Genomic DNA, 19,459 nt, shown 5'->3' with positions numbered 1-19,459 from the left:
TTCAACCGGAAGCACAGGACCAACAGGAAATACGGGTTCAACGGGAAGTACAGGAGCCACGGGAGATACAGGTCCAACGGGAAATACAGGAGTCACGGGAAGTACCGGAGCAACTGGGAGTACGGGAGCAACCGGGAATACAGGAACAACCGGAGAAACGGGTTCAACGGGAAGTACCGGGGCAACCGGAGAAACAGGTCCAACGGGAGTAACGGGTTCAACCGGAAGCACAGGACCAACAGGAAATACGGGTTCAACCGGAAGTACGGGTCCAACGGGAGTAACGGGTTCAACCGGAAGCACAGGACCAACAGGAAATACGGGGTCAACGGGAAGTACAGGAGCCACGGGAGAAACAGGTCCAACGGGAAATACAGGAGCCACGGGAAGTACGGGAGCAACTGGGAGTACGGGAGCAACCGGGAATACAGGAACAACCGGAATTACCGGAGTAACAGGAGATATCGGTCCAACAGGAAATACAGGTTCAACGGGAGTAACGGGTTCAACCGGAAGTACGGGATCGACAGGAAGCACAGGACCAACGGGAAGTACTGGGGCAACCGGAGAAACAGGTCCAACGGGAGGTACGGGATTGACAGGAAGCACAGGACCAACAGGAAATACGGGTTCAACGGGAAGTACAGGAGCCACGGGAAGTACAGGAGCCACGGGAGATACAGGAGCCACGGGAAGTACGGGAGCAACTGGGAGTACGGGAGCAACCGGGAATACAGGAACAACCGGAATTACCGGAGTAACAGGAGATATCGGTCCAACAGGAAATACAGGTTCAACGGGAGTAACGGGTTCAACCGGAAGTACGGGATCGACAGGAAGCACAGGACCAACAGGAAATACGGGAGCCACAGGAGAAACGGGTCCAACGGGAAGTACGGGAACAACAGGAGTTAGTACAACTGCAACGTATGCGTTTGCGAATAATACATCAGGAAGTCTTATTTCTGTTTTGTTAAGTGGTACGAATATTCCTTTACCAAACAATCAAAATATTGGACCAGGAATAACCTTTAGTGGTGGGAATACTGTATTTACAGTTGCGAATGCAGGAAACTATTATATAGCTTATACAATTAATTTAACGGCGGGATTACTTGTAAGTTCTCGTATAACTGTAAATGGCAGTCCGCTTGCGGGAACGATAAACGCCCCGACAGTGGCTACTGGCTCATTTAGTGCAACAATAATTGCTAACTTGCCTGCTGGAGCTGCTATTAGTCTGCAATTGTTTGGATTAGTTGCAATAGCTACATTATCTACGGCAACACCAGGAGCTACTTTAACGATTATTAGATTAAGTTAATAAGCAGAAAACCTTGAAACTTTTATGTTTCAAGGTTTTTTTATCTTTGTATTTGTAAGTAAACCTCGTTAACCAGGTGGAGTGGATCCCCTCTAATTATTTAAAGTTTCACTTTATTCACTTGAGCAAAAACATCGCAGTTCGAAAATATATTATAATAGAATGAAAAGAAAGAAATTTGGCAGAAAGGGAGGGTGGCGATGCAGGAGATGGTTAAAGATTTTTTTAGACGCCCACTTCAAGATTTACGTATATCTGTCATTGATCGTTGCAATTTTAGATGTACATATTGTATGCCAGCGGAAATATTTGGGCCAGATTATGCTTTTTTGAAAGATGAGTTTTTACTAACTTTTGATGAAATTGAGCGTTTGGCAAAATTATTTATTAGCATCGGTGTACGGAAAATTAGACTTACTGGCGGTGAGCCACTGCTTCGTAAAGATTTAACAAAACTTATTGCACGTCTTGTGAAAATTGATGGGCTAATAGATATAGGGTTAACGACAAATGCTATCCATTTAACGAAACAAGCGAAGGCATTAAAAGAAGCTGGATTACATAGAGTGAATGTTAGTTTAGATGCGATAGATGACGACATATTTAGGAATATTAATGGTCGAAATATTAATACAAAACCTGTGATTAAGGGAATTATAGCAGCTAAAGAGGCGGGGCTGGCAGTAAAGGTAAATATGGTTGTGAAAAAAGGGATGAACGATCATCAAATACTTCCGATGGCTGCGTATTTTAAAGAGCAAGGAATCACGCTTAGGTTTATTGAGTTTATGGATGTTGGTAGTACAAATGGGTGGAATTTTGATCAAGTTGTTACAAAACGAGAATTGATTGAGATGATTCATAAGGTGTATCCGCTTGAGCCAGCTGAAGCACATTACTTTGGTGAAGTTGCGAAGCGATATCGATACGTTGGAACAAATGCTGAAGTTGGTTTTATTACATCTGTTTCTGAGTCATTTTGTTCCTCTTGTACGAGGGCGAGAATTTCGGCAGATGGAAAGTTTTATACGTGCTTATTTGCGACAGAGGGTTTGGATGTAAGAGAACTTCTTAGAGGAGATTTTTCGGATGAGGAGTTATTAAGTGTTATACAAGATGTATGGATGAATAGAAAAGATAGGTATTCGGATGAACGGACAGAAGAAAGTGCAAGAAATCGTCCGAAAATCGAAATGTCTTATATAGGAGGATAAGAAAGGGGGCTATCGTATGCAGGAGCGATATTCAAGACAAATATTATTTTCTGGTGTTGGAGAAGAAGGACAGAAAAAAATAAGAGAGAAGCATGTGCTTATTATTGGTGCTGGTGCTCTCGGTGCGGCAAATGCAGAAGCGATTGTTAGAGCAGGTGTTGGAAAAGTAACGATTGCTGATCGTGATTATGTAGAATGGAGTAATTTACAAAGACAACAACTATATACAGAAGAAGATGCAAAACAGTATAAACCAAAGGCGGTAGCGGCAGCAGAGCATTTAAAAGCGATTAATTCTGAGGTGGAAATAAATCCTGCTGTGACGGATGTAACGGTGCAAGAAATGGAAGAGTTAGTACGTGATGTAGATTTAATATTAGATGCGACAGATAATTTTGAAACGCGTCTTCTTATTAATGATATTTCACAAAAGTATAATATTCCGTGGATATATGGTGGGTGCGTTGGAAGCTACGGAGTAACGTATACAATTTTACCAGGGAAAACACCGTGTTTTCGCTGTTTAATGGAGCATCCGGCGAGCGGAGCAACCTGTGACACAGCTGGTATTATACAACCGGCAGTACAATTAGTAGTTGCGCATCAAACTACGGAAGCGCTGAAAATATTAGTAGAAGATTACGGGGCGCTTCGTGAAACGATGTTATCGTTCGATCTTTGGAATAATCAACAGATGGCATTTAAAGTGAATAGGCAGAAAAAAGATTCTTGTTTATCTTGCGGAAGGTTACGTACATATCCAAGTTTAACATTTGAAGCACAAACGAAAACAGAAGTGTTATGTGGGCGAAATACAGTGCAAATTCGTCCAGGTGTGCGGAAGAATTTTAATTTAGAAGAAATTAAAAAGCGCTTACAAAGAAGCGTAGAGATAAAGGCGACACCTTATTTATTATCGTTTCCGGTAGAAGAATATCGTTTTGTTTTATTTACAGATGGCAGAGCGTTCATTCATGGGACGAATGATATAAATGTAGCGAAAAGTTTATATGCAAGATATATAGGTTGAACCTAAAGGAAATCCTTTAGGTTCAACGGAGAAAGGATTATGAATTTCTCGTATAATCTCCACTTTTTCCACCTGTTTTTTCAAGTAAGTACGTTTCGCCGATAATCATACCTTTATCGACAGCTTTACACATATCATACACAGTAAGAGCGGTAGCCGAAGCAGCTGTTAAAGCTTCCATTTCAACACCGGTGCTACCTTCTGTTTTAACTTTTACTTCAATGAGTAAACGATATTGTTCTTCTGATTGTTTCCAATCGAAAGAAACGTCAACACCTTTTAATAGTAAAGGATGGCACATTGGGATAATATCAGAAGTTCGTTTCGCAGCCATAATTCCTGCGATTTGCGCAACTGCTAATACGTCACCTTTCCCAATTTCATTGTGGGAGATTTTATCGTAAATTTCTTTCGTAACGACAATGCTAGAGCACGCAATTGCTGTTCGAACGGTTGCTTTTTTGTCGCTTATATCAACCATTTTTGCGCGTCCTTGGTCATTAAAGTGTGTGAATGAAGACATGGAATTCCTCCTTGAAGTAATTTCTATTTAATATATAAAGTTTAATCGAGATAAAAAAAATTGCAAATATGAGGTGAGAAACGATGGTAGAAAAACGAATTCCAATTCAAGTTGCTGAGGCAGTAGAACGGGTAATGAAATATGCAAAGCATGGTGAAGTAGAAGAAATTTCTATTACGGAAAGTTACGGGAGAATTCTTGGGGAGGATGTTGTGTCTGATCATGACGTTCCTCATTTTGATCGTTCTCCTTACGATGGTTTCGCCATTCGAGCAGAAGATACGAAAGAAGCAACTCAAGAGAATCCAGTTGAATTTGAAGTAATAGGAGAAATCGGGGCGGGTTCTGTTTTTTTAGAAGAAGTAGGCGCTTTTGAAGCGGTTCGTATTATGACAGGAGCAGCTATTCCAGAAGATTGCAATGCAGTCGTAATGCTAGAGCTGACAGAAGGGTTTGAGAAGAACGGGAAAACATATATGAAGTTAAAACGCTCTTTTAATAACGGTGACAATGTGTCGATTAAAGGAGAAGATATTAAACAAAATCAAGTTCTCGTTAAGAAAGGTGTTGCAATTAACCCTGGAGTTGCGGCCCTACTAGCAACGTTTGGATATAGTACTGTGAAAGTTATAAAACAGCCTATTGTCGGTATTGTAACGACAGGAAGTGAATTATTAGAAGTACATGAGCCTTTAGAACCGGGGAAAATTAGAAATAGTAACTCGTATATGATCGCAGCTCAAATTATGAAAGCTGGCGGGAAAGTTCGTTATTATGGTAAACTCGCGGATGAGTTAGATGCATGTTTTACAGCTGTTCAATCAGCGATGGATGAGGTCGACATTTTAATTACAACAGGTGGTGTATCAGTAGGAGATTATGACTACTTACCAGCTATTTATGAAAGGTTACAGGCGAATGTACTCTTTAATAAGATAGCCATGAGGCCCGGAAGTGTAACGACAGTAGCTGAAGTTGATGGAAAGTTACTCTTCGGTTTATCAGGAAATCCGTCTGCTTGTTATGTAGGCTTTGAATTATTTGTGCATCCAATTATAAAAACGTATTTGTATGCGAAGGAACCTCACGTATATAGAGCGGTTGCTATTTTACAAAAAGATTTTCCAAAGCCAAATCCATTTACTCGTTTCGTAAGAGCGAACGTAACAATTGTGAACGGGGCGTTACAAGCGATGCCGGTTGGTTTAGATAAATCGAGTGCGGTATCTTCACTTGCAGATGCGAATGCTTTTATCGTGTTACCTGGAGGAACGAGAGGATTTGAGACCGGAATGAAAGTGTCCGTATTATTGTTAGAGCACTCTGAGGGATGTGATTGGCCATGGGCAAAGCCCCTTCAATCTTACAAATAGTAGGATATCAAAATAGCGGAAAAACGACACTTGTAGAGAAAATTGTGCATGCAGTAGCTGAAAGTGAAATGAAAGTTGCTACAATTAAACATCACGGGCACGGAGGCTTTCCAGAAGTAGCGCAAAAAGATAGCGAAAGACACCGTAAAGCTGGTGCTGTGGTAAGTAGTGTAGAAGGTGCTGGATTGCTTTCACTTTCTTCACTAAGAAAGAAATGGTCTTTGCAAGAAATTATTCGCTTATATGAGTTTTTTGAAGTGGATACAATTTTAATAGAGGGCTATAAAAAAGAGAATTACTCGAAAGTAGTGTTACTTCGTTCTGCGGAAGACGTTGAGATTTTACATAAAGTAGAAAATATAGTGGCGGTTATTACGTGGTATGATGTTCCGGCAAATATACGAGAAGAATATAAAGTATTTCATATAACAGAAGAAGAGCTGTACATAGACTGGTTTTTACAAACGGTTAGGAGTGCGAAATGATAAAGACATATTATGAAGTAATTGACACAGAAATCTCGATTGAAGAGGTAACGAAGAAAGTAATTCGACGTGAATGCGGTGCTGTTACAACATTTATTGGAACGGTTAGAGAGTTTACGAAAGGGCGTCGTACATTATACTTAGAGTATGTTGCTTATAAGACGATGGCAGAAAAGATGCTAGAGAAAATTGGCCTGGAAGTGAAAGAGAAATGGCCAGGTACATATGTTGCCATTACACATCGCATCGGTACGTTGCAAATTTCTGATATAGCGGTTGTTGTTGCTGTTTCAACACCACACCGTAAAGCGGCTTATGAAGCGAACGAATATATTATGGAACGCATAAAACAAATTGTTCCGATTTGGAAAAAGGAGTTTTGGGAAGATGGTGACTCATGGATTGGTGATCAATTAGAAAAAACACCATATCCGGCGGGAGAGCCTGGGAAGGAGCTATAAGTATGATTCGAGTATTGTTATTTGCGCACTTGCAAGAAGAAGCAGGGGCAAGTGAATTACAAATAGAGAAAGAAAATATTACAGTTGCACAGTTAAAAGATGTTGTTGCGAACGAATATAATGTACCAGTTTCAGAGCCAATTATGGTTGCGATTAATGAAGAATACGCAAATGAAGATGACAGAGTCCAATCTGGTGATGTTGTTGCACTAATTCCACCAGTGAGTGGTGGTTAATATTGGATTCATTAAAACGACTTTCCTACATAGGGAAAGTCGTTTTTTTATGGCAGTTTTGAGAACACTAATCTATAGAACAAGGAGGGAACTATGAAAAAAATATGTGTAGTTATCACAATGCTATGTGTGGCCTTTTTCTCTTCTCCAATTGATTCTTTCGCGAAAGAATCAAGAGAACAGCTTTTAGAGAGTGCATTATCAAATAGGTACTATTCAGTTATTAGACAAGTGACAGAAGACCAATATGAATGTGCTTCAGTTATAAATATAAAACGTCTCGGCAAGAAAGGTGAGTTCGTTCCTAGATATGAAGTGACGCTACAATTTCTTACATTTCAAGGAGCGCATAATCCGCCGAATGACAAAGTTACGCTTACTTTGGAAGATCGTTTAGATCACGTAAAGATAAAGAAAGTGGAGCGAGAAAAGAATGTTTCTGGCGCTATTGTAGAAAAAGTTTGTGAACGGGAAAAAGAAAAAATAAAAGCTCACTCTAACGACTTAGAGTGATAACCTATGGCGTTTAGTAAAGAAAGGTAATGAGTGATGGATATATTTTTAGCGATTTTACCAGCTATATTTTGGGGAAGTATTGTGTTATTTAACGTAAAACTGGGCGGGGGACCGTATAGTCAAACGCTCGGAACAACGTTTGGAGCACTTATTTTCTCAATTGTTGTTTATATTTTTATGAAGCCAGTATTAACACCTACCGTTATTGGAGTTGGAGTTGTGTCAGGTTTATTTTGGGCGCTTGGTCAGGCGAATCAATTGAAAAGTATTGATTTAATGGGTGTTTCGAGGACGATGCCAATTTCAACAGGACTTCAATTAGTCGCGACGACTTTATTTGGCGTTATCGTATTTCATGAATGGTCCACGACAATATCGGTCGTCCTTGGGATTCTAGCACTCGTTTGTATTATTATCGGTGTTATTTTAACATCGCTTCAAAGTGAAGAAGAAAAAAATGCAGAGCAAGCAGCAAACTTTAAAAGAGGTATCGTAATTTTATTAATTTCAACAGTCGGTTATTTAGTTTACGTAGTAGTGATTAGGTTATTTAACGTAGATGGTTGGTCGGCTTTGTTGCCACAAGCAGTTGGTATGGTGTTAGGTGGGATTTTGCTTACCTTTAAACATCATCCATTTAATAAATATGCAATTCGAAATATTATTCCAGGATTAATTTGGGCAGCTGGAAATATGTTTTTATTCATTTCGCAGCCGCGAGTTGGAGTCGCAACAAGTTTCTCGCTATCGCAAATGGGGATTATTATTTCCACGCTTGGTGGGATTCTTATATTAGGTGAAAAGAAAACGAAACGTCAATTAACGGGTATCGTTGTCGGTATCGTTTTTATTATCGCAGCCGGAATTATGTTAGGTATAGCCAAAAGTTAAAGGAGGTATGGAAATGTATAGTGATTTAGCAGGGAAAGTTGTCGTTATTACAGGATCAGCAACTGGTCTCGGAAGAGCGATGGGAGTGAGGTTTGCTAAGGAAAAAGCGAAAGTGGTTATTAATTATCGCTCACGAGAATCAGAAGCGAATGATGTGTTAGAAGAAATTAAAAAGGTGGGCGGCGAAGCGATTGCTGTAAAAGGTGATGTAACCGTCGAATCAGATGTTGTGAATCTCATTCAATCTGCTGTGAAAGAGTTTGGTACGCTTGACGTTATGATTAATAATGCAGGGATAGAAAACGCGGTACCGTCGCATGAAATGCCGCTTGAAGATTGGAATAGGGTAATTAATACAAATTTAACAGGTGCTTTTTTAGGAAGTCGTGAAGCGATTAAATATTTTGTAGAACATGATATTAAAGGGTCTGTCATTAATATGTCTAGTGTTCATGAGAAAATTCCGTGGCCACTATTTGTACACTATGCAGCAAGTAAGGGTGGCATTAAACTGATGACAGAAACGTTAGCGATGGAATATGCGCCAAAAGGTATTCGAGTAAATAATATTGGACCAGGTGCAATTAATACGCCAATTAATGCCGAAAAGTTTGCTAATCCTAAAAAGCGGGCTGACGTAGAAAGTATGATACCGATGGGCTATATTGGAAAACCTGAAGAAATTGCAGCAGTAGCAACTTGGCTTGCTTCTTCAGAGGCGAGTTATGTAACGGGAATTACGCTATTTGCAGATGGTGGAATGACGTTATATCCATCGTTTCAAGCTGGGCGTGGGTAATATAAAAGGACGAAGAGATAAAACTCTTCGTCCTTTTTTACAAAAAAAATAGCGGCCAGCTATTTTAAATTTAGTGATTAATTGTATCTTGAAGATATTCTGTTGCTTGATGTTCAGAAACATTTTGTACGAGTGCAACTTCACTAATCATCATTTTTCGGGCGTTATCTAGCATTTGTTTTTCGCTCGCATTTAAAGTTCTCTCTTTATTGCGGCGAAGTAAATCACGAACAACTTCTGCACTATCTAGCAGATTGCCGTTTTTCATTTTTTCCATATTCATTGTATATCTTTGTTTCCATGAGAGTGATGGGTCTGACTCCCCGTTTTGAAATTCAAGAAGTATATCATCTAACGTACCTCGATCAACGATATAACGAATACCTGATTTTTTTAATTGATCCATCGGAAGCATTACTTGCATATCTTTACTAATGATGCGTATCACACAATATTGACGTGAAGTACCTAATATTTCTTTCTCTTCAATTGCTTCGATGATTCCTGCACCGTGCATTGGATAAACGATTTTATCACCAATTTGAAACAAATCATCCACCTCCATATGTGGTAACCACTTTTAATGATAGCATACGTATGTAAAAATGTCAAATTTTATATAATAACATAATATTTATATTCGAGTCAATAATGTAAAGCGCTTTTTTTTTAGATCTTATTTATCCCGCATTAACGGGCAGCCCGATTGGTGAGGGCTGCTAATCAGTGGGGGATGAACAAAACCCCCCCACTGATTAAAGTTTCACTTTATAGTGATTTTTTTAGAAAAATAGTACAGGTGAGAAAGAAGGCATATCCACTTATTTTTAAGCATAAAATGTAAAAGCGCTAATACAATATACCTAAATCCGTTCTTTGCAAAGGAGGGAGAGAAGGTGGGGCGCACAATAAAAATTGATATTACAAATAAAGTTGTAGCTAAATTTAGACCAAATTATTTGGAATTATATACGAGTAAATTTATGATAGGTAAGTTTTATGTCTATACTGAAGATAAAAAATATGTGTTAGAAGACGGATATATATATGAGAATGGAAAGTTTTATCGCATCATAGATACGCACCGTGGCAATAATCAAGCGGCGGAGGGCTGCGATCTAGGATGGTGTTAACATGATTCGTGTGAAAGTGTTTGATGAAAGTCACGAAAAAGACTTAGAAGACGCTGTGAATGTGTTTTTGAAAAAGATTGATGATAGCAACTTTGTAGATATTAAGTACCAAGTCGGTGTTTCTATTAACGATGACGAAAACCAAATTTATTGTTTTTCAGCAATGATCGTTTATAAAGCATAAAAAAGAGCTGGATGAGCCAGCTCTTTTTTATGCTTTATGTTGGGACAACATGTGTCGGTAATACGTTCATAATAGATTGGGTTGTGCCTAATTTCTTTGTCGTTAAAAGAGGCTCCCCTGTCTCATGATTTTGGGCATCTTTACACATACCAAGGTGATAACGATCACCTAAAAATGGATCAATATAAAAACCATTTTTGAATACTTTATCATTCGGATGTTTTTCATGGTGAATATCAGAGCAGTTAATGCAATAGAACATAGCGTTCAACCCCTTTTTATTTTGTTTGAAAAAAGTGAGTCGGTAGTCATTTCGCTCCTAAGGAAATGTTGAGGAGAAGAGAAATAACTACCTACTCAAATGGTGGGCATATTCCTTCTGATTTTTCATATCCCGCGTAGTGTCCCTGAGGGAAGGAGGAGAGACGAAATACGCATGATATACGTAAGGCGCTTCTTTCAAGATGAATGATGGAGTTTCATGTTGAGAGAAGTTTTTATTTTTTGTTGCCTTTGTGAGTATATTATGAGGAAATGTGCAGAGGGTGTTTGTCCTGTTGAAAAAATGTTGAGAATTTCTCAACAGTAAAAAAGAATTAGCGTTGACATGAAACTAAAAGGTGTTATATTATCTAAATGAAACCAAAAGGTGTTATATTTGAGTGCTGAATAAAGGAGAATGAAAATGGAACAACAAAATACATTAACTGATATTAAACAAACGATCGTTTTTAACGCGTCTATTCAAAAAGTATGGAATGTAGTATCGACTGCAGAGGGGATTGCATCATGGTTTATGCCAAATGATTTCGAATTAAAGGTAGGACATGAATTTCATGTGCAATCACCATTTGGGCCATCACCATGTAAAGTGCTAGAAATTGATGAGCCAAACCACCTATCTTTCTCATGGGATACAGATGGCTGGGTTGTTTCATTTAATTTGAAAGACCTAGGAGATAATAAAACAGAATTTACATTAATTCACGGCGGCTGGAAACATCCTGATGAAATTCTTCCGAAAGCGAATGCGAAGAGCTCTATTATTCGCGATAGAATGAGCGGCGGCTGGGTAGCGATTGTAAATGAAAAACTGAAAAAGGTTGTCGAAGGCTAAGTGTCCTCATCAGCAGCAAAATATGATGTATTTCAAGCAATTGCTGACCCAACCCGCCGAGAAGTAATACGGTTATTAAGTGATAAAGAGTTACCGATTTCCAAAATAACGGATCACTTTCCTATGAGTCGTACTGCGGTTGTAAAACACCTTCATATTCTTTCAGAAGCGAATTTAGTAAGCGGAAGAAAGAGCGGAAGAGAGAAGATATATCGTTTGCATCCAGAACCATTAGAAGAATTACAACAGTGGCTCTCGTATTATGAACGTTTTTGGGATAATAAATTATCCATGCTGAAACATATTGTGGAGAATGAAGAGTAAAAAGAGGATGACCGAAATGGTCATCCTCTTTATTATTGCTCATTTGTTTGTGTAGCGGGCTTTAATAAAAGCCAAGCGATAATTAATGTACATACTGCTAATACGAAAGTGCTCATATAAATGACGTGTACACTTGCTGCTAATGCGGATTGTGATTCAGTTGCTACACTTGCTGTAGCCCCGCCGTGTCCGCCAGATACAAGATCAAGGTTTTTAATGCCACGTGCGTGAATCATCGTATTGAAGATTGTTCCAAAGATTGCAGCACCTAACGTTTGACTAAATGTGTTAATAAATGTGTTTAAACCAACGGCTGTTCCGCGTGTATGAGCTGGTACAGCTGCTTGAATTGTTACCATGTAAATCGGTGTCACAAGCCCCATTCCTAAGCCAAATAATCCGACTGCTACATAAATAAGGAACGATGGTGAATGTGTTGATAATGTAAATAATAAGAACGTAGCGACTGATAAAATGCTAGCTCCAAGTAAAATGATTTGTTTCGTTTTTAATTTGCCTACTAAGTTACCAGAGAAGATAGCACCAAATGTCCACATAACAGGAATTGGCATTAAAATAAGTCCGGCTTCCGTTGCATTTTTTCCTAATACACCTTGGCTCCAAATTGGAAGGTACATTGTAATACTAATAATCATTGCGCCAGCAATAAGCGTTAATATGTTTATTGTAGATAATGTACGGTTAGAGAAAAGTGCTAGCGGAATTAATGGTTCCGGAGATTTTTTCTCGATGAATAAGAAAATAATGAATGAAACGACGGCGAAGATTAATAGGCCGATAATTGTTATGTCTCCCCAGTTTTGCTTACTGCTACCTGTTAATAATGCGTATAGTAGAGCGATCGTACTTAATGAGAAGACTGTTGCACCAAGATAGTCGATATGGTGTTTAGCGGGCTTAATAGATTCTTTGTAGTAAATGGCAATCATTAAGCAAGCGATAATGCCGAATGGAACGTTTAAGAAGAAAATATAACGCCAAGATAGGGAGTCAACTAAAAATCCACCTACTAACGGTCCGATAACACCAGATACACCCCAAACGGCACTCATCCAGCCCTGTGCTTTCGCGCGGTCTTTCGCTTCGCTATATAAGTCTCCAATAATTGTCATTGTAATCGGCATAACAGCACCAGCACCGATACCTTGAAGAGCGCGGAAGAAAATTAATTGTTCCATCGATGTAACGACTCCGCAAAGTGCAGAACCGACTAAAAAGATTGTAGCTCCGATAAGTAAAACTTTTTTACGGCCAAACAAATCAGCAAGCTTTCCGTATATTGGAGTCGAAACAGCTGTTGCAAGCATATAAATTGCATATACCCAACTAACAAGTTCGACGCCTGACAAATCACTCGTTATACGAGGGATTGCTGTACTAACAATCGTTCCTTCTACTGCAGAAAGAAACGTCATTAGCATTAAAGACATCATGACTTTTTTTCTCATACGTTTTCCCCTTACCCTTTTTCAAATATTCAACAATATAAAATATAAAGGTACTAAGGTATATAAAGCAACAAAAAAGCAATGGGAAGTTAAGGGGAGGGGATGTTTGTCGTTTTTTGTCGGTAAGTCGATATATTTGAAAAATCGCTGATATAAGTAGCAGAATCGCTGATATATTTGAAAAATCGCCTATATAAGTAGTAGAATCGCTGATATATTTACAGAATCGCCGATATAATTTCATGTACTTAAAAAAAGAAACAGGAATCCCTGTTTCTCGGTTTAATATTGCATTTTCGCGTTTTCTCCAGCTGTTGTTCCGGCAATTCTACCAGTAACAAGAGCAGATGTAATATTATAGCCACCAGTATAACCGTGAATATCAAGAACTTCCCCACAGAAATATAAGCCGTTCGTGAATTTAGAAGACATTTCTTTCGGATTAATTTCTTTAACGGATACACCGCCGCCAGTCACGAATGCTTTTTCAATTGACTGCGTACCATTTACATTCACAGTAAATTCTTTAAAGTCTTTCACAAGTGCACGAATCTTTTCGTGAGAAACTTGTCCAGCTTGTTCGCTGCCATCAATTTCATTTTTTTCTAATAAGAATAGGAAGTAACGCTCAGGTACATAACCTTTTAACACGTTTTTAATTCCTTTTTTCGGATCTTCTTTCATTTGTTTCAGCATGCGTTGGAATAGTTGTTCACTATTTTCGTCTGGCAATGCATCGATACTCATTTGAATGGTATTTGTTTTGAACTTTTTCAGTGCTTTCACGACGAATTGACTACAGCGAAGTGCAGCAGGACCAGATAGGCCGAAATGAGTGAAGAGCATGTCCATTTTGTGAGAAATAATAGTTTTTCCTTTCGGGTTTAATACGCTTAAGTTTACATCGCGTAAAGCTAGACCTTGTAAGGAGCGATCAAGAATAAATGGTTCGTTTGAAAGGATTGGTACTTCTGTTGGGAATAATTCTGTAATTGTATGCCCGGCTTTTTTAGCCCAAGCATATCCGTCTCCAGTAGATCCAGTTTGAGGAACAGATTTTCCACCAACAGCGATAACGACGTGATTTGTTTCTAACACTTCGCCAGTTTGTAGTACAACTGCTTTCGTTTGACCATTCTCATATTCAATCGTTTCAACGGGTGTATTCGTACGGATTTTTACACCTAAGTCTTTTAATCGTGTTAAAAGTGCGTCTACTACCGATTGTGCTTTATTTGATACAGGGAACATGCGACCATGATCTTCTTCTTTCAGTTTTACACCGAGATTTTCGAAGAATGTAATAATATCTTCATTATTGAAAATAGAAAAAGCGCTGTATAAGAAGCGGCCATTTCCTGGTATATGTTTAACGATCTCATCAAGTGGTAGACGGTTCGTTACGTTACAACGGCCGCCACCTGAAATTGCAAGTTTACGCCCTAGTTTATTTCCTTTATCAAGAAGTAAGACGCTTGCGCCTTCTTCTGCAGCACCGATTGCAGCCATTAGCCCAGAAGGACCGCCGCCGATGACAATAACATCATAATGCATAATATATCGACCTCATTTTCTACATTTCCTGCCTAAAAGAATAGCATGTTTTCCCTTAAAAGAAAAATAGAGTGAAGTACTGCTTAATGAGAGAATTGTGGTACAATACAAAAGTTAGAGTTCAGTACTATCCTGCCATTTGTAGGTGATAAGACTAAAACCTCAAGATTTAGGAGAAGTAAATAGGGAGTTTGTTAGCCTGTAAATGCTCGAATGGTTCAACTAATAAGGAGTAGGAGAGAAGTCTCCAACTAATTATAGTTTCACTTTATGTAGATGTAGGAGGATTTTTGTATGTCCGATTCGAAATTTCTGCGCGGAACGCTTATTGTTACGCTAGGGACATTTTTAGTAAAGTTCTTAGGCATGATTTACGTCTTTCCGTTTCATGCATTAGTAGGAACAGAAGGCGGAACGCTCTATACATATGGATACATTCCATATACGATCTTTTTAAGTATCGCAACGGCAGGTGTGCCACTTGCTGTTTCAAAATTTGTTTCCAAATATAATGCGCTTGGCGATTATAAAACGAGCCGGAGAATGTTCCGCTCGGGAATGGTTATGATGATAGTAACAGGAGTTCTTTCGTTCCTAGTACTGTACATGACGGCGCCATTGTTTGCAGAAGCGATGCTTGGTAAACAAAGTATACACAATAATGTAGGAGAAGTTACGACGATCATTCGTCTTGTAAGTTTCGCACTTATTGTTGTACCAGCAGCGAGTTTAATTCGTGGTTATTTCCAAGGTCACCAGTCTATGGGACCAACTACCGTTTCACAAATTATTGAACAAATTATTCGTATCGTCTTTTTATTAGCAGGTAGTTTTATCGTTATTAAAGTACTTGGCGGTACAGTTGCAACAGCAGTTGGAGTAGCGACATTTGCTGCGTTCGTTTCAGCGGTTGGAGCACTCGGAGTGTTAATTTGGTACTGGTTAAAACGTAAAAAATATTTGGATCAATATTTAATTGAACAAACTGTACCAGAGTCAACAGTAAGCACCGTTCAATTGTTTAAAGAATTATTTGCATATGCGATTCCTTACGTTGTAATTGGGTTAACAATTCCTTTATATCAACAAATTGATACATTGACATTTAACTCAATTATGCAGGCGATTGGTCAAGGTGATATCGCAGAGCGAGCCCTCGGTATTTTCACAATGTGGACGCATAAGTTAATTATGATTCCTGTATCACTTGCGACAGCGTTTAGTTTAACGCTTGTACCAGCAATTACAAAATCATTTACTGAAAAACAATACCGCTATTTGAAATTACAAATTACACAAACATTCCAGGCGAATATGTTTTTAACATTGCCAGCAGTTGTCGGTATTTCTTCACTGGCATATCCAATTTATACTGCGTTTTACGATTCAGATCCACTAGGTGGACAAGTATTAATGTGGTATGCACCAGTTGCGTTGTTATTCGCTTTATTTACAGTAACAGCGGCAATCCTGCAAGGTATTAACCAGCAGAAGCATGCGATTATTGCGCTTATAATGGGCGTTATTTTGAAATTTGTATGTAACGTAATCTTTATTCGTTATTTCGGTACAGTAGGAGCAATTCTAGCGACAGCAGTTGGTTTCTTAGCTTCTGTTTGGTACACAAATCAACAAATTAAAAAATACGCACACTATTCATTCGGTGTTGTATATAAAAGAACATTCCAAATTGCAGTACTGACACTTATAATGGTCGTTACTGTAAAACTATCACAATGGATTCTATCCTTCATGATTTCGCCTGATGGCCGTATTGGTGCTCTTATAACAGTTGCGATTTGTGCAGGTATTGGCGGTTTTGTTTATGGATTGTTAGCAATTCGCACAGGAGTACTTGAAAGAGTATTTGGCGGAGAAGCATTAGATAAAATTCAACGTAAACTTGGTAGTAGATTTAAAATAAAGTTGAAATCAAGAGGGGCGTAATTACGTCCCCTTTTCTATGATAAATAAAGAAGGTGAAAAACGTGAGATTAGATAAATTATTAGCGAATATGGGATATGGAAGTAGAAAAGAAGTAAAGAAATTATTGAAAGATGGCGTTGTGAAAATTGATGGAACGCCAGTAAAAGATGCGAAAGTTCATGTAAATGTAGAAGAGCAAGAAGTTATGATTCACGGTGAAGTTGTGGAATACAAAGAGTTTGTTTACTTAATGATGCATAAACCACAAGGTGTTATTTCAGCGACGGAAGATGATAATCATGAAACAGTAATAGATTTATTAGAATTAGAAGATGCTATCTTTGATCCGTTCCCAGTTGGACGACTTGATATCGATACGGAAGGTTTCTTATTGATAACAAATGATGGGAAGTTATCGCATCAATTATTATCTCCGAAAAAGCATGTGCCGAAAAAATATTATGCACACGTTGCAGGAGTAGTAACAGAAGAGGATGTAAAAGAGTTTGCTAAAGGTGTTATTTTAGACGATGGCTATGAAACAAAGCCAGGTGCACTTACAATATTGAAAAGCGATGATATTTCTGAAATTGAGCTTGTGATTACGGAAGGGAAATTCCATCAAGTGAAGCGTATGTTTGAAGCGGTAGGGAAAAAAGTAGTCTACCTAAAGAGAACAGAGATGGGTCCGTTAGTATTAGATGAGGAACTAGAACTTGGACAATACCGAGAGCTAACAGATGAAGAAGTAGAAATGTTAAAAACATATCAAGTAGATACTGAAAAGTAGTACCTTTATAGGCGCAGAAAAGACCCCTTTCTAATTATTAGAAAGGGGTATGTATTTATTTACCATACAATTATTTTTCGTTATGAGGTCATTCTCACTTTCTTTCCTGTTGTTGTCCACTTACCGCGGCAAGGGCTATACACGAGTTCATTAAACTGCAACACATTTAGATCACGTTGTATCGTTCGCGGTGTGATCCCGAACTCATCTACAAGGTCTTTCGTCGTTACCGTTCCGTTTTCATTGATGTACATATAAATTGATTTAATGCGTGTTAGCATACGAGTAGTTGTAGGTTTCAAGAGAAAACCACTCCTCTACTAGTTTTTTTGACCCCATTCAGGAAAGAAGGTCGTTACTACCATTGTACTCTACATGATAAAATTCATGCTTTAATCTACTTAAATTTTACAGAAATTTAACAAATATTCATATAGAAAAATATTGGTAGTTGACATTGTATATATGGTCAGTCAACTAACACATAAAATTCTACGTAAAACGCCAAATTCCTGCAAATTTTTTTAGAAAAATAAAAGAAAAACTAATGAGAAATATCTGAAATATTACAATTGTTCGGTATTTGATTTTCGTGTATGGCATAAGAGATTTCGGTTTGTTATGATGAAAGAAACAATATAGTGAAGGGTGGATGCGTGATGTCAGCAATTAATTGGACAGAAGAAGTTGCAAAACGAAAAGATGATTTAATTCGTGATACACAACAATTTTTACAAATTAAAAGTGTATGGGAAGAAGAGTCAGCGAAAGAGGGCGCACCATTCGGTGAAGGTGTAGAAAAAGCTTTATCTTTCATGTTACATAAAGGAGAAAATGAAGGTTTTACTTCTAAAAATTTAGAAGGATATGCAGGTCATCTTGAAATGGGACAAGGAGAAGAGTTAGTAGGTATTCTTTGTCACGTTGACGTTGTACCAGAAGGAGATGGCTGGACAACTCCTGCATATAGTGCAGATATTCGCGACGGAAAGATTTTTGCGCGTGGTGCAATTGACGATAAAGGTCCAACGATGGCAGCATATTATGCGATGAAAATTGTGAAAGAATTAGACTTACCTCTTTCAAAACGTGTTCGTATGATTATAGGAACAGATGAGGAAAGCAATTGGAAATGTGTAGATCACTACTTTAAAAATGAAGAAATGCCAACGATTGGTTTTGCACCAGATGCAGACTTTCCAATTATTAATGCAGAAAAAGGAATTTCTGATATACAAGTTGTGCAAAATGGTAGTGAAGAGAAAAAAGGTACATATGAACTTGTTTCATTTGATTCAGGGCGCCGTTTAAATATGGTCCCTGATTTTGCAGAAGCGGTTATTACAGGAGAAGATGTAAATGCACTTACAGTAGCATATGAAGAGTATTTACAAACTGCTAAAAAAATAGGGAAATCGACTATAGAAGGAAATACAGTGAAGTTGCAAATAGAAGGAATTTCAGCGCACGGATCTACTCCTGAAAAAGGAGAAAATGCAGGTTTATTATTAGCAAACTTCTTAACTACAGTTTCACTTGATGGAAAAGCAACTGCATTTGCGACATTTGCAACAGAAACATTTACTGGTGATATTTTTGGTGAAAAAGCTACTATTGCTTATAAAGATGAAATTAGCGGTCCGTTAACAGTGAATGTCGGTCGCATTTCTTATACGAAAGAAAACGGTGGTAACTTAGGGCTAAACGTACGTTACCCAGTTACAACTAACTTTGAAGAAACAATTGTGAAGTTGAAAGAATATGTTGGTACGCATGGTTTTGAAGTGGCTGACTATTCTAATTCTCGCCCACATCACGTCGATAAAAATCACGTATTAATCCGTACGTTACAACGTGTGTATGAAGAACAAACGGGTGAAAAACCAGAACTATTAGCAATCGGCGGCGGTACTTATGCTCGTTCATTAAAAGCTGGTGTGGCATTTGGTCCGCTGTTCCCTGGAAAAGAAGAACTTGCGCATCAAAAAGATGAGTATATCGAAATTGAAGACTTATTAAAAGCAACAGCAATTTACGCGCAAGCAATTCATGAATTAGCGAAGTAATGGATATATAAATAATGTCCGCTCTCTATTTTGGAGAGCGGCT

At 38.3% G+C, this 19,459-nt stretch carries 23 protein-coding genes; 17 read left to right on the top strand and 6 right to left on the bottom strand.

What is annotated here, in order from left to right; translation table 11 throughout:
* The 3 genes from ACTFRH_RS27680 to ACTFRH_RS27670 form a co-directional block, all read left to right on the top strand.
* A partial coding sequence (locus ACTFRH_RS27680) for a BclA C-terminal domain-containing protein (protein WP_440049336.1) occupies window positions 1–1,324 on the top strand: 1,324 nt, incomplete at its 5' end.
* Between the two features lie 200 nt (window positions 1,325–1,524).
* On the top strand, window positions 1,525–2,538 hold the full coding sequence (moaA, locus tag ACTFRH_RS27675; RefSeq protein WP_001157129.1) for a GTP 3',8-cyclase MoaA: 1,014 nt from the start codon (window positions 1,525–1,527) through the stop codon (window positions 2,536–2,538).
* Between the two features lie 16 nt (window positions 2,539–2,554).
* Window positions 2,555–3,568: a molybdopterin-synthase adenylyltransferase MoeB gene (locus ACTFRH_RS27670; RefSeq protein ID WP_001158082.1), complete on the top strand. Its 1,014-nt coding sequence runs from the start codon at window positions 2,555–2,557 to the stop codon at window positions 3,566–3,568.
* Between the two features lie 37 nt (window positions 3,569–3,605).
* Here ACTFRH_RS27670 and moaC read toward each other — a convergent pair whose 3' ends face one another.
* Window positions 3,606–4,091 (bottom strand): cyclic pyranopterin monophosphate synthase MoaC, encoded by a 486-nt coding sequence (gene moaC / locus ACTFRH_RS27665; protein ID WP_000094146.1) that lies wholly within the window; start codon window positions 4,089–4,091, stop codon window positions 3,606–3,608.
* 83 nt (window positions 4,092–4,174) lie between these two features.
* Between moaC and ACTFRH_RS27660 the strand changes: the two genes are divergently transcribed.
* The 7 genes from ACTFRH_RS27660 (at window position 4,175) to ACTFRH_RS27630 (ending at window position 8,852) form a co-directional block, all read left to right on the top strand.
* Window positions 4,175–5,464, top strand: a complete 1,290-nt coding sequence (locus ACTFRH_RS27660) for a molybdopterin molybdotransferase MoeA (protein ID WP_000229693.1) — start codon at window positions 4,175–4,177, stop codon at window positions 5,462–5,464.
* Complete coding sequence (mobB, locus tag ACTFRH_RS27655) at window positions 5,434–5,949, top strand: molybdopterin-guanine dinucleotide biosynthesis protein B (RefSeq protein ID WP_000513626.1); 516 nt, start codon at window positions 5,434–5,436, stop codon at window positions 5,947–5,949. The genes ACTFRH_RS27660 and mobB overlap by 31 nt, the downstream gene beginning before the upstream one ends.
* Window positions 5,946–6,410: a molybdopterin synthase catalytic subunit MoaE gene (moaE, locus tag ACTFRH_RS27650; protein ID WP_000598369.1), complete on the top strand. Its 465-nt coding sequence runs from the start codon at window positions 5,946–5,948 to the stop codon at window positions 6,408–6,410. Before mobB ends, moaE begins: the two co-directional genes overlap by 4 nt.
* 2 nt (window positions 6,411–6,412) lie before the next feature.
* Window positions 6,413–6,646: a molybdopterin converting factor subunit 1 gene (moaD, locus tag ACTFRH_RS27645; RefSeq protein ID WP_000621768.1), complete on the top strand. Its 234-nt coding sequence runs from the start codon at window positions 6,413–6,415 to the stop codon at window positions 6,644–6,646.
* 93 nt (window positions 6,647–6,739) lie between these two features.
* On the top strand, window positions 6,740–7,159 hold the full coding sequence (locus tag ACTFRH_RS27640; protein ID WP_000717676.1) for a DUF3888 domain-containing protein: 420 nt from the start codon (window positions 6,740–6,742) through the stop codon (window positions 7,157–7,159).
* Window positions 7,160–7,195: 36 nt separating this feature from the next.
* Window positions 7,196–8,053, top strand: coding sequence for a glucose uptake protein GlcU (gene glcU / locus ACTFRH_RS27635; protein ID WP_000350861.1), 858 nt, complete (start codon window positions 7,196–7,198; stop codon window positions 8,051–8,053).
* A 13-nt stretch (window positions 8,054–8,066) separates the two neighbouring features.
* A complete protein-coding gene (locus ACTFRH_RS27630; protein WP_000286678.1) occupies window positions 8,067–8,852 on the top strand; it encodes a glucose 1-dehydrogenase in 786 nt (261 codons plus the stop codon).
* Window positions 8,853–8,922: 70 nt separating this feature from the next.
* Here the strand turns inward: ACTFRH_RS27630 and ACTFRH_RS27625 are convergent, their stop codons facing one another.
* Window positions 8,923–9,417 carry a CarD family transcriptional regulator gene (locus tag ACTFRH_RS27625; RefSeq protein ID WP_000451441.1) on the bottom strand — a complete coding sequence of 165 codons (495 nt, stop codon included), beginning with the start codon at window positions 9,415–9,417 and terminating at the stop codon, window positions 8,923–8,925.
* Between the two features lie 331 nt (window positions 9,418–9,748).
* Here ACTFRH_RS27625 and ACTFRH_RS27620 point away from each other — a divergent pair, with 331 nt between their 5' ends.
* Both ACTFRH_RS27620 and ACTFRH_RS27615 read left to right on the top strand, forming a co-directional pair.
* Window positions 9,749–9,985, top strand: coding sequence for a DUF2553 family protein (locus ACTFRH_RS27620; protein ID WP_000533804.1), 237 nt, complete (start codon window positions 9,749–9,751; stop codon window positions 9,983–9,985).
* A gap of 1 nt (window position 9,986) precedes the next feature.
* The gene (locus ACTFRH_RS27615; RefSeq protein ID WP_000621751.1) at window positions 9,987–10,169 is read left to right on the top strand and encodes a sporulation protein Cse60; all 183 of its coding nucleotides are present in this window, start codon (window positions 9,987–9,989) and stop codon (window positions 10,167–10,169) included.
* A 34-nt stretch (window positions 10,170–10,203) separates the two neighbouring features.
* Here ACTFRH_RS27615 and ACTFRH_RS27610 read toward each other — a convergent pair whose 3' ends face one another.
* Complete coding sequence (locus ACTFRH_RS27610; protein ID WP_000498989.1) at window positions 10,204–10,431, bottom strand: DUF3973 domain-containing protein; 228 nt, start codon at window positions 10,429–10,431, stop codon at window positions 10,204–10,206.
* Window positions 10,432–10,854: 423 nt separating this feature from the next.
* On the opposite strand from ACTFRH_RS27610, the gene ACTFRH_RS27605 reads away from it, so the two are divergent.
* Both ACTFRH_RS27605 and ACTFRH_RS27600 read left to right on the top strand, forming a co-directional pair.
* Entirely contained in the window at window positions 10,855–11,286 is a 432-nt protein-coding gene (locus ACTFRH_RS27605; RefSeq protein WP_000437773.1) for an SRPBCC family protein, read from the top strand.
* Window positions 11,287–11,610, top strand: a complete 324-nt coding sequence (locus tag ACTFRH_RS27600; protein ID WP_000098837.1) for an ArsR/SmtB family transcription factor — start codon at window positions 11,287–11,289, stop codon at window positions 11,608–11,610.
* A 32-nt stretch (window positions 11,611–11,642) separates the two neighbouring features.
* Here the strand turns inward: ACTFRH_RS27600 and ACTFRH_RS27595 are convergent, their stop codons facing one another.
* Window positions 11,643–13,079 (bottom strand): MDR family MFS transporter, encoded by a 1,437-nt coding sequence (locus ACTFRH_RS27595; RefSeq protein WP_001228010.1) that lies wholly within the window; start codon window positions 13,077–13,079, stop codon window positions 11,643–11,645.
* 282 nt (window positions 13,080–13,361) lie between these two features.
* On the bottom strand, window positions 13,362–14,633 hold the full coding sequence (locus tag ACTFRH_RS27590; protein ID WP_000558889.1) for an NAD(P)/FAD-dependent oxidoreductase: 1,272 nt from the start codon (window positions 14,631–14,633) through the stop codon (window positions 13,362–13,364).
* 294 nt (window positions 14,634–14,927) lie between these two features.
* Between ACTFRH_RS27590 and ACTFRH_RS27585 the strand changes: the two genes are divergently transcribed.
* A complete protein-coding gene (locus tag ACTFRH_RS27585) occupies window positions 14,928–16,580 on the top strand; it encodes a putative polysaccharide biosynthesis protein (RefSeq protein ID WP_001284031.1) in 1,653 nt (550 codons plus the stop codon).
* Between the two features lie 41 nt (window positions 16,581–16,621).
* Complete coding sequence (locus tag ACTFRH_RS27580; protein ID WP_001234947.1) at window positions 16,622–17,350, top strand: pseudouridine synthase; 729 nt, start codon at window positions 16,622–16,624, stop codon at window positions 17,348–17,350.
* Window positions 17,351–17,430: 80 nt separating this feature from the next.
* Here ACTFRH_RS27580 and ACTFRH_RS27575 read toward each other — a convergent pair whose 3' ends face one another.
* The gene (locus ACTFRH_RS27575; protein WP_000805512.1) at window positions 17,431–17,652 is read right to left on the bottom strand and encodes a DeoR family transcriptional regulator; all 222 of its coding nucleotides are present in this window, start codon (window positions 17,650–17,652) and stop codon (window positions 17,431–17,433) included.
* Window positions 17,653–18,009: 357 nt separating this feature from the next.
* Here ACTFRH_RS27575 and pepV point away from each other — a divergent pair, with 357 nt between their 5' ends.
* Window positions 18,010–19,416 (top strand): dipeptidase PepV, encoded by a 1,407-nt coding sequence (pepV, locus tag ACTFRH_RS27570; protein ID WP_001274248.1) that lies wholly within the window; start codon window positions 18,010–18,012, stop codon window positions 19,414–19,416.
* Window positions 19,417–19,459: the final 43 nt, after the last annotated feature.

The sequence above is a fragment of the Bacillus cereus group sp. MYBK216-1 genome (assembly GCF_051916495.1).
In the GTDB taxonomy this organism is placed as follows: domain Bacteria; phylum Bacillota; class Bacilli; order Bacillales; family Bacillaceae_G; genus Bacillus_A; species Bacillus_A thuringiensis_K.
Note: the sequence above shows the minus strand (reverse complement) of the source record. Positions and strands in the feature narration are given on the sequence as shown.

What these genes read in the sequence shown, in the direction of transcription:
- ACTFRH_RS27590 (WP_000558889.1), bottom strand. Translation starts at nt 14,633, where the DNA reads ATGCATTATGATGTTATTGTCATCGGCGGCGGTCCTTCTGGGCTAATG.
- moaD (WP_000621768.1), top strand. Translation starts at nt 6,413, where the DNA reads ATGATTCGAGTATTGTTATTTGCGCACTTGCAAGAAGAAGCAGGGGCA.
- glcU (WP_000350861.1), top strand. Translation starts at nt 7,196, where the DNA reads ATGGATATATTTTTAGCGATTTTACCAGCTATATTTTGGGGAAGTATT.
- ACTFRH_RS27630 (WP_000286678.1), top strand. Translation starts at nt 8,067, where the DNA reads ATGTATAGTGATTTAGCAGGGAAAGTTGTCGTTATTACAGGATCAGCA.
- ACTFRH_RS27640 (WP_000717676.1), top strand. Translation starts at nt 6,740, where the DNA reads ATGAAAAAAATATGTGTAGTTATCACAATGCTATGTGTGGCCTTTTTC.
- ACTFRH_RS27660 (WP_000229693.1), top strand. Translation starts at nt 4,175, where the DNA reads ATGGTAGAAAAACGAATTCCAATTCAAGTTGCTGAGGCAGTAGAACGG.
- ACTFRH_RS27605 (WP_000437773.1), top strand. Translation starts at nt 10,855, where the DNA reads ATGGAACAACAAAATACATTAACTGATATTAAACAAACGATCGTTTTT.
- moaA (WP_001157129.1), top strand. Translation starts at nt 1,525, where the DNA reads ATGCAGGAGATGGTTAAAGATTTTTTTAGACGCCCACTTCAAGATTTA.
- ACTFRH_RS27625 (WP_000451441.1), bottom strand. Translation starts at nt 9,417, where the DNA reads ATGGAGGTGGATGATTTGTTTCAAATTGGTGATAAAATCGTTTATCCA.
- pepV (WP_001274248.1), top strand. Translation starts at nt 18,010, where the DNA reads ATGTCAGCAATTAATTGGACAGAAGAAGTTGCAAAACGAAAAGATGAT.
- moaE (WP_000598369.1), top strand. Translation starts at nt 5,946, where the DNA reads ATGATAAAGACATATTATGAAGTAATTGACACAGAAATCTCGATTGAA.
- ACTFRH_RS27610 (WP_000498989.1), bottom strand. Translation starts at nt 10,431, where the DNA reads ATGTTCTATTGCATTAACTGCTCTGATATTCACCATGAAAAACATCCG.
- ACTFRH_RS27585 (WP_001284031.1), top strand. Translation starts at nt 14,928, where the DNA reads ATGTCCGATTCGAAATTTCTGCGCGGAACGCTTATTGTTACGCTAGGG.
- ACTFRH_RS27595 (WP_001228010.1), bottom strand. Translation starts at nt 13,079, where the DNA reads ATGAGAAAAAAAGTCATGATGTCTTTAATGCTAATGACGTTTCTTTCT.
- ACTFRH_RS27615 (WP_000621751.1), top strand. Translation starts at nt 9,987, where the DNA reads ATGATTCGTGTGAAAGTGTTTGATGAAAGTCACGAAAAAGACTTAGAA.
- mobB (WP_000513626.1), top strand. Translation starts at nt 5,434, where the DNA reads ATGGGCAAAGCCCCTTCAATCTTACAAATAGTAGGATATCAAAATAGC.
- ACTFRH_RS27670 (WP_001158082.1), top strand. Translation starts at nt 2,555, where the DNA reads ATGCAGGAGCGATATTCAAGACAAATATTATTTTCTGGTGTTGGAGAA.
- moaC (WP_000094146.1), bottom strand. Translation starts at nt 4,091, where the DNA reads ATGTCTTCATTCACACACTTTAATGACCAAGGACGCGCAAAAATGGTT.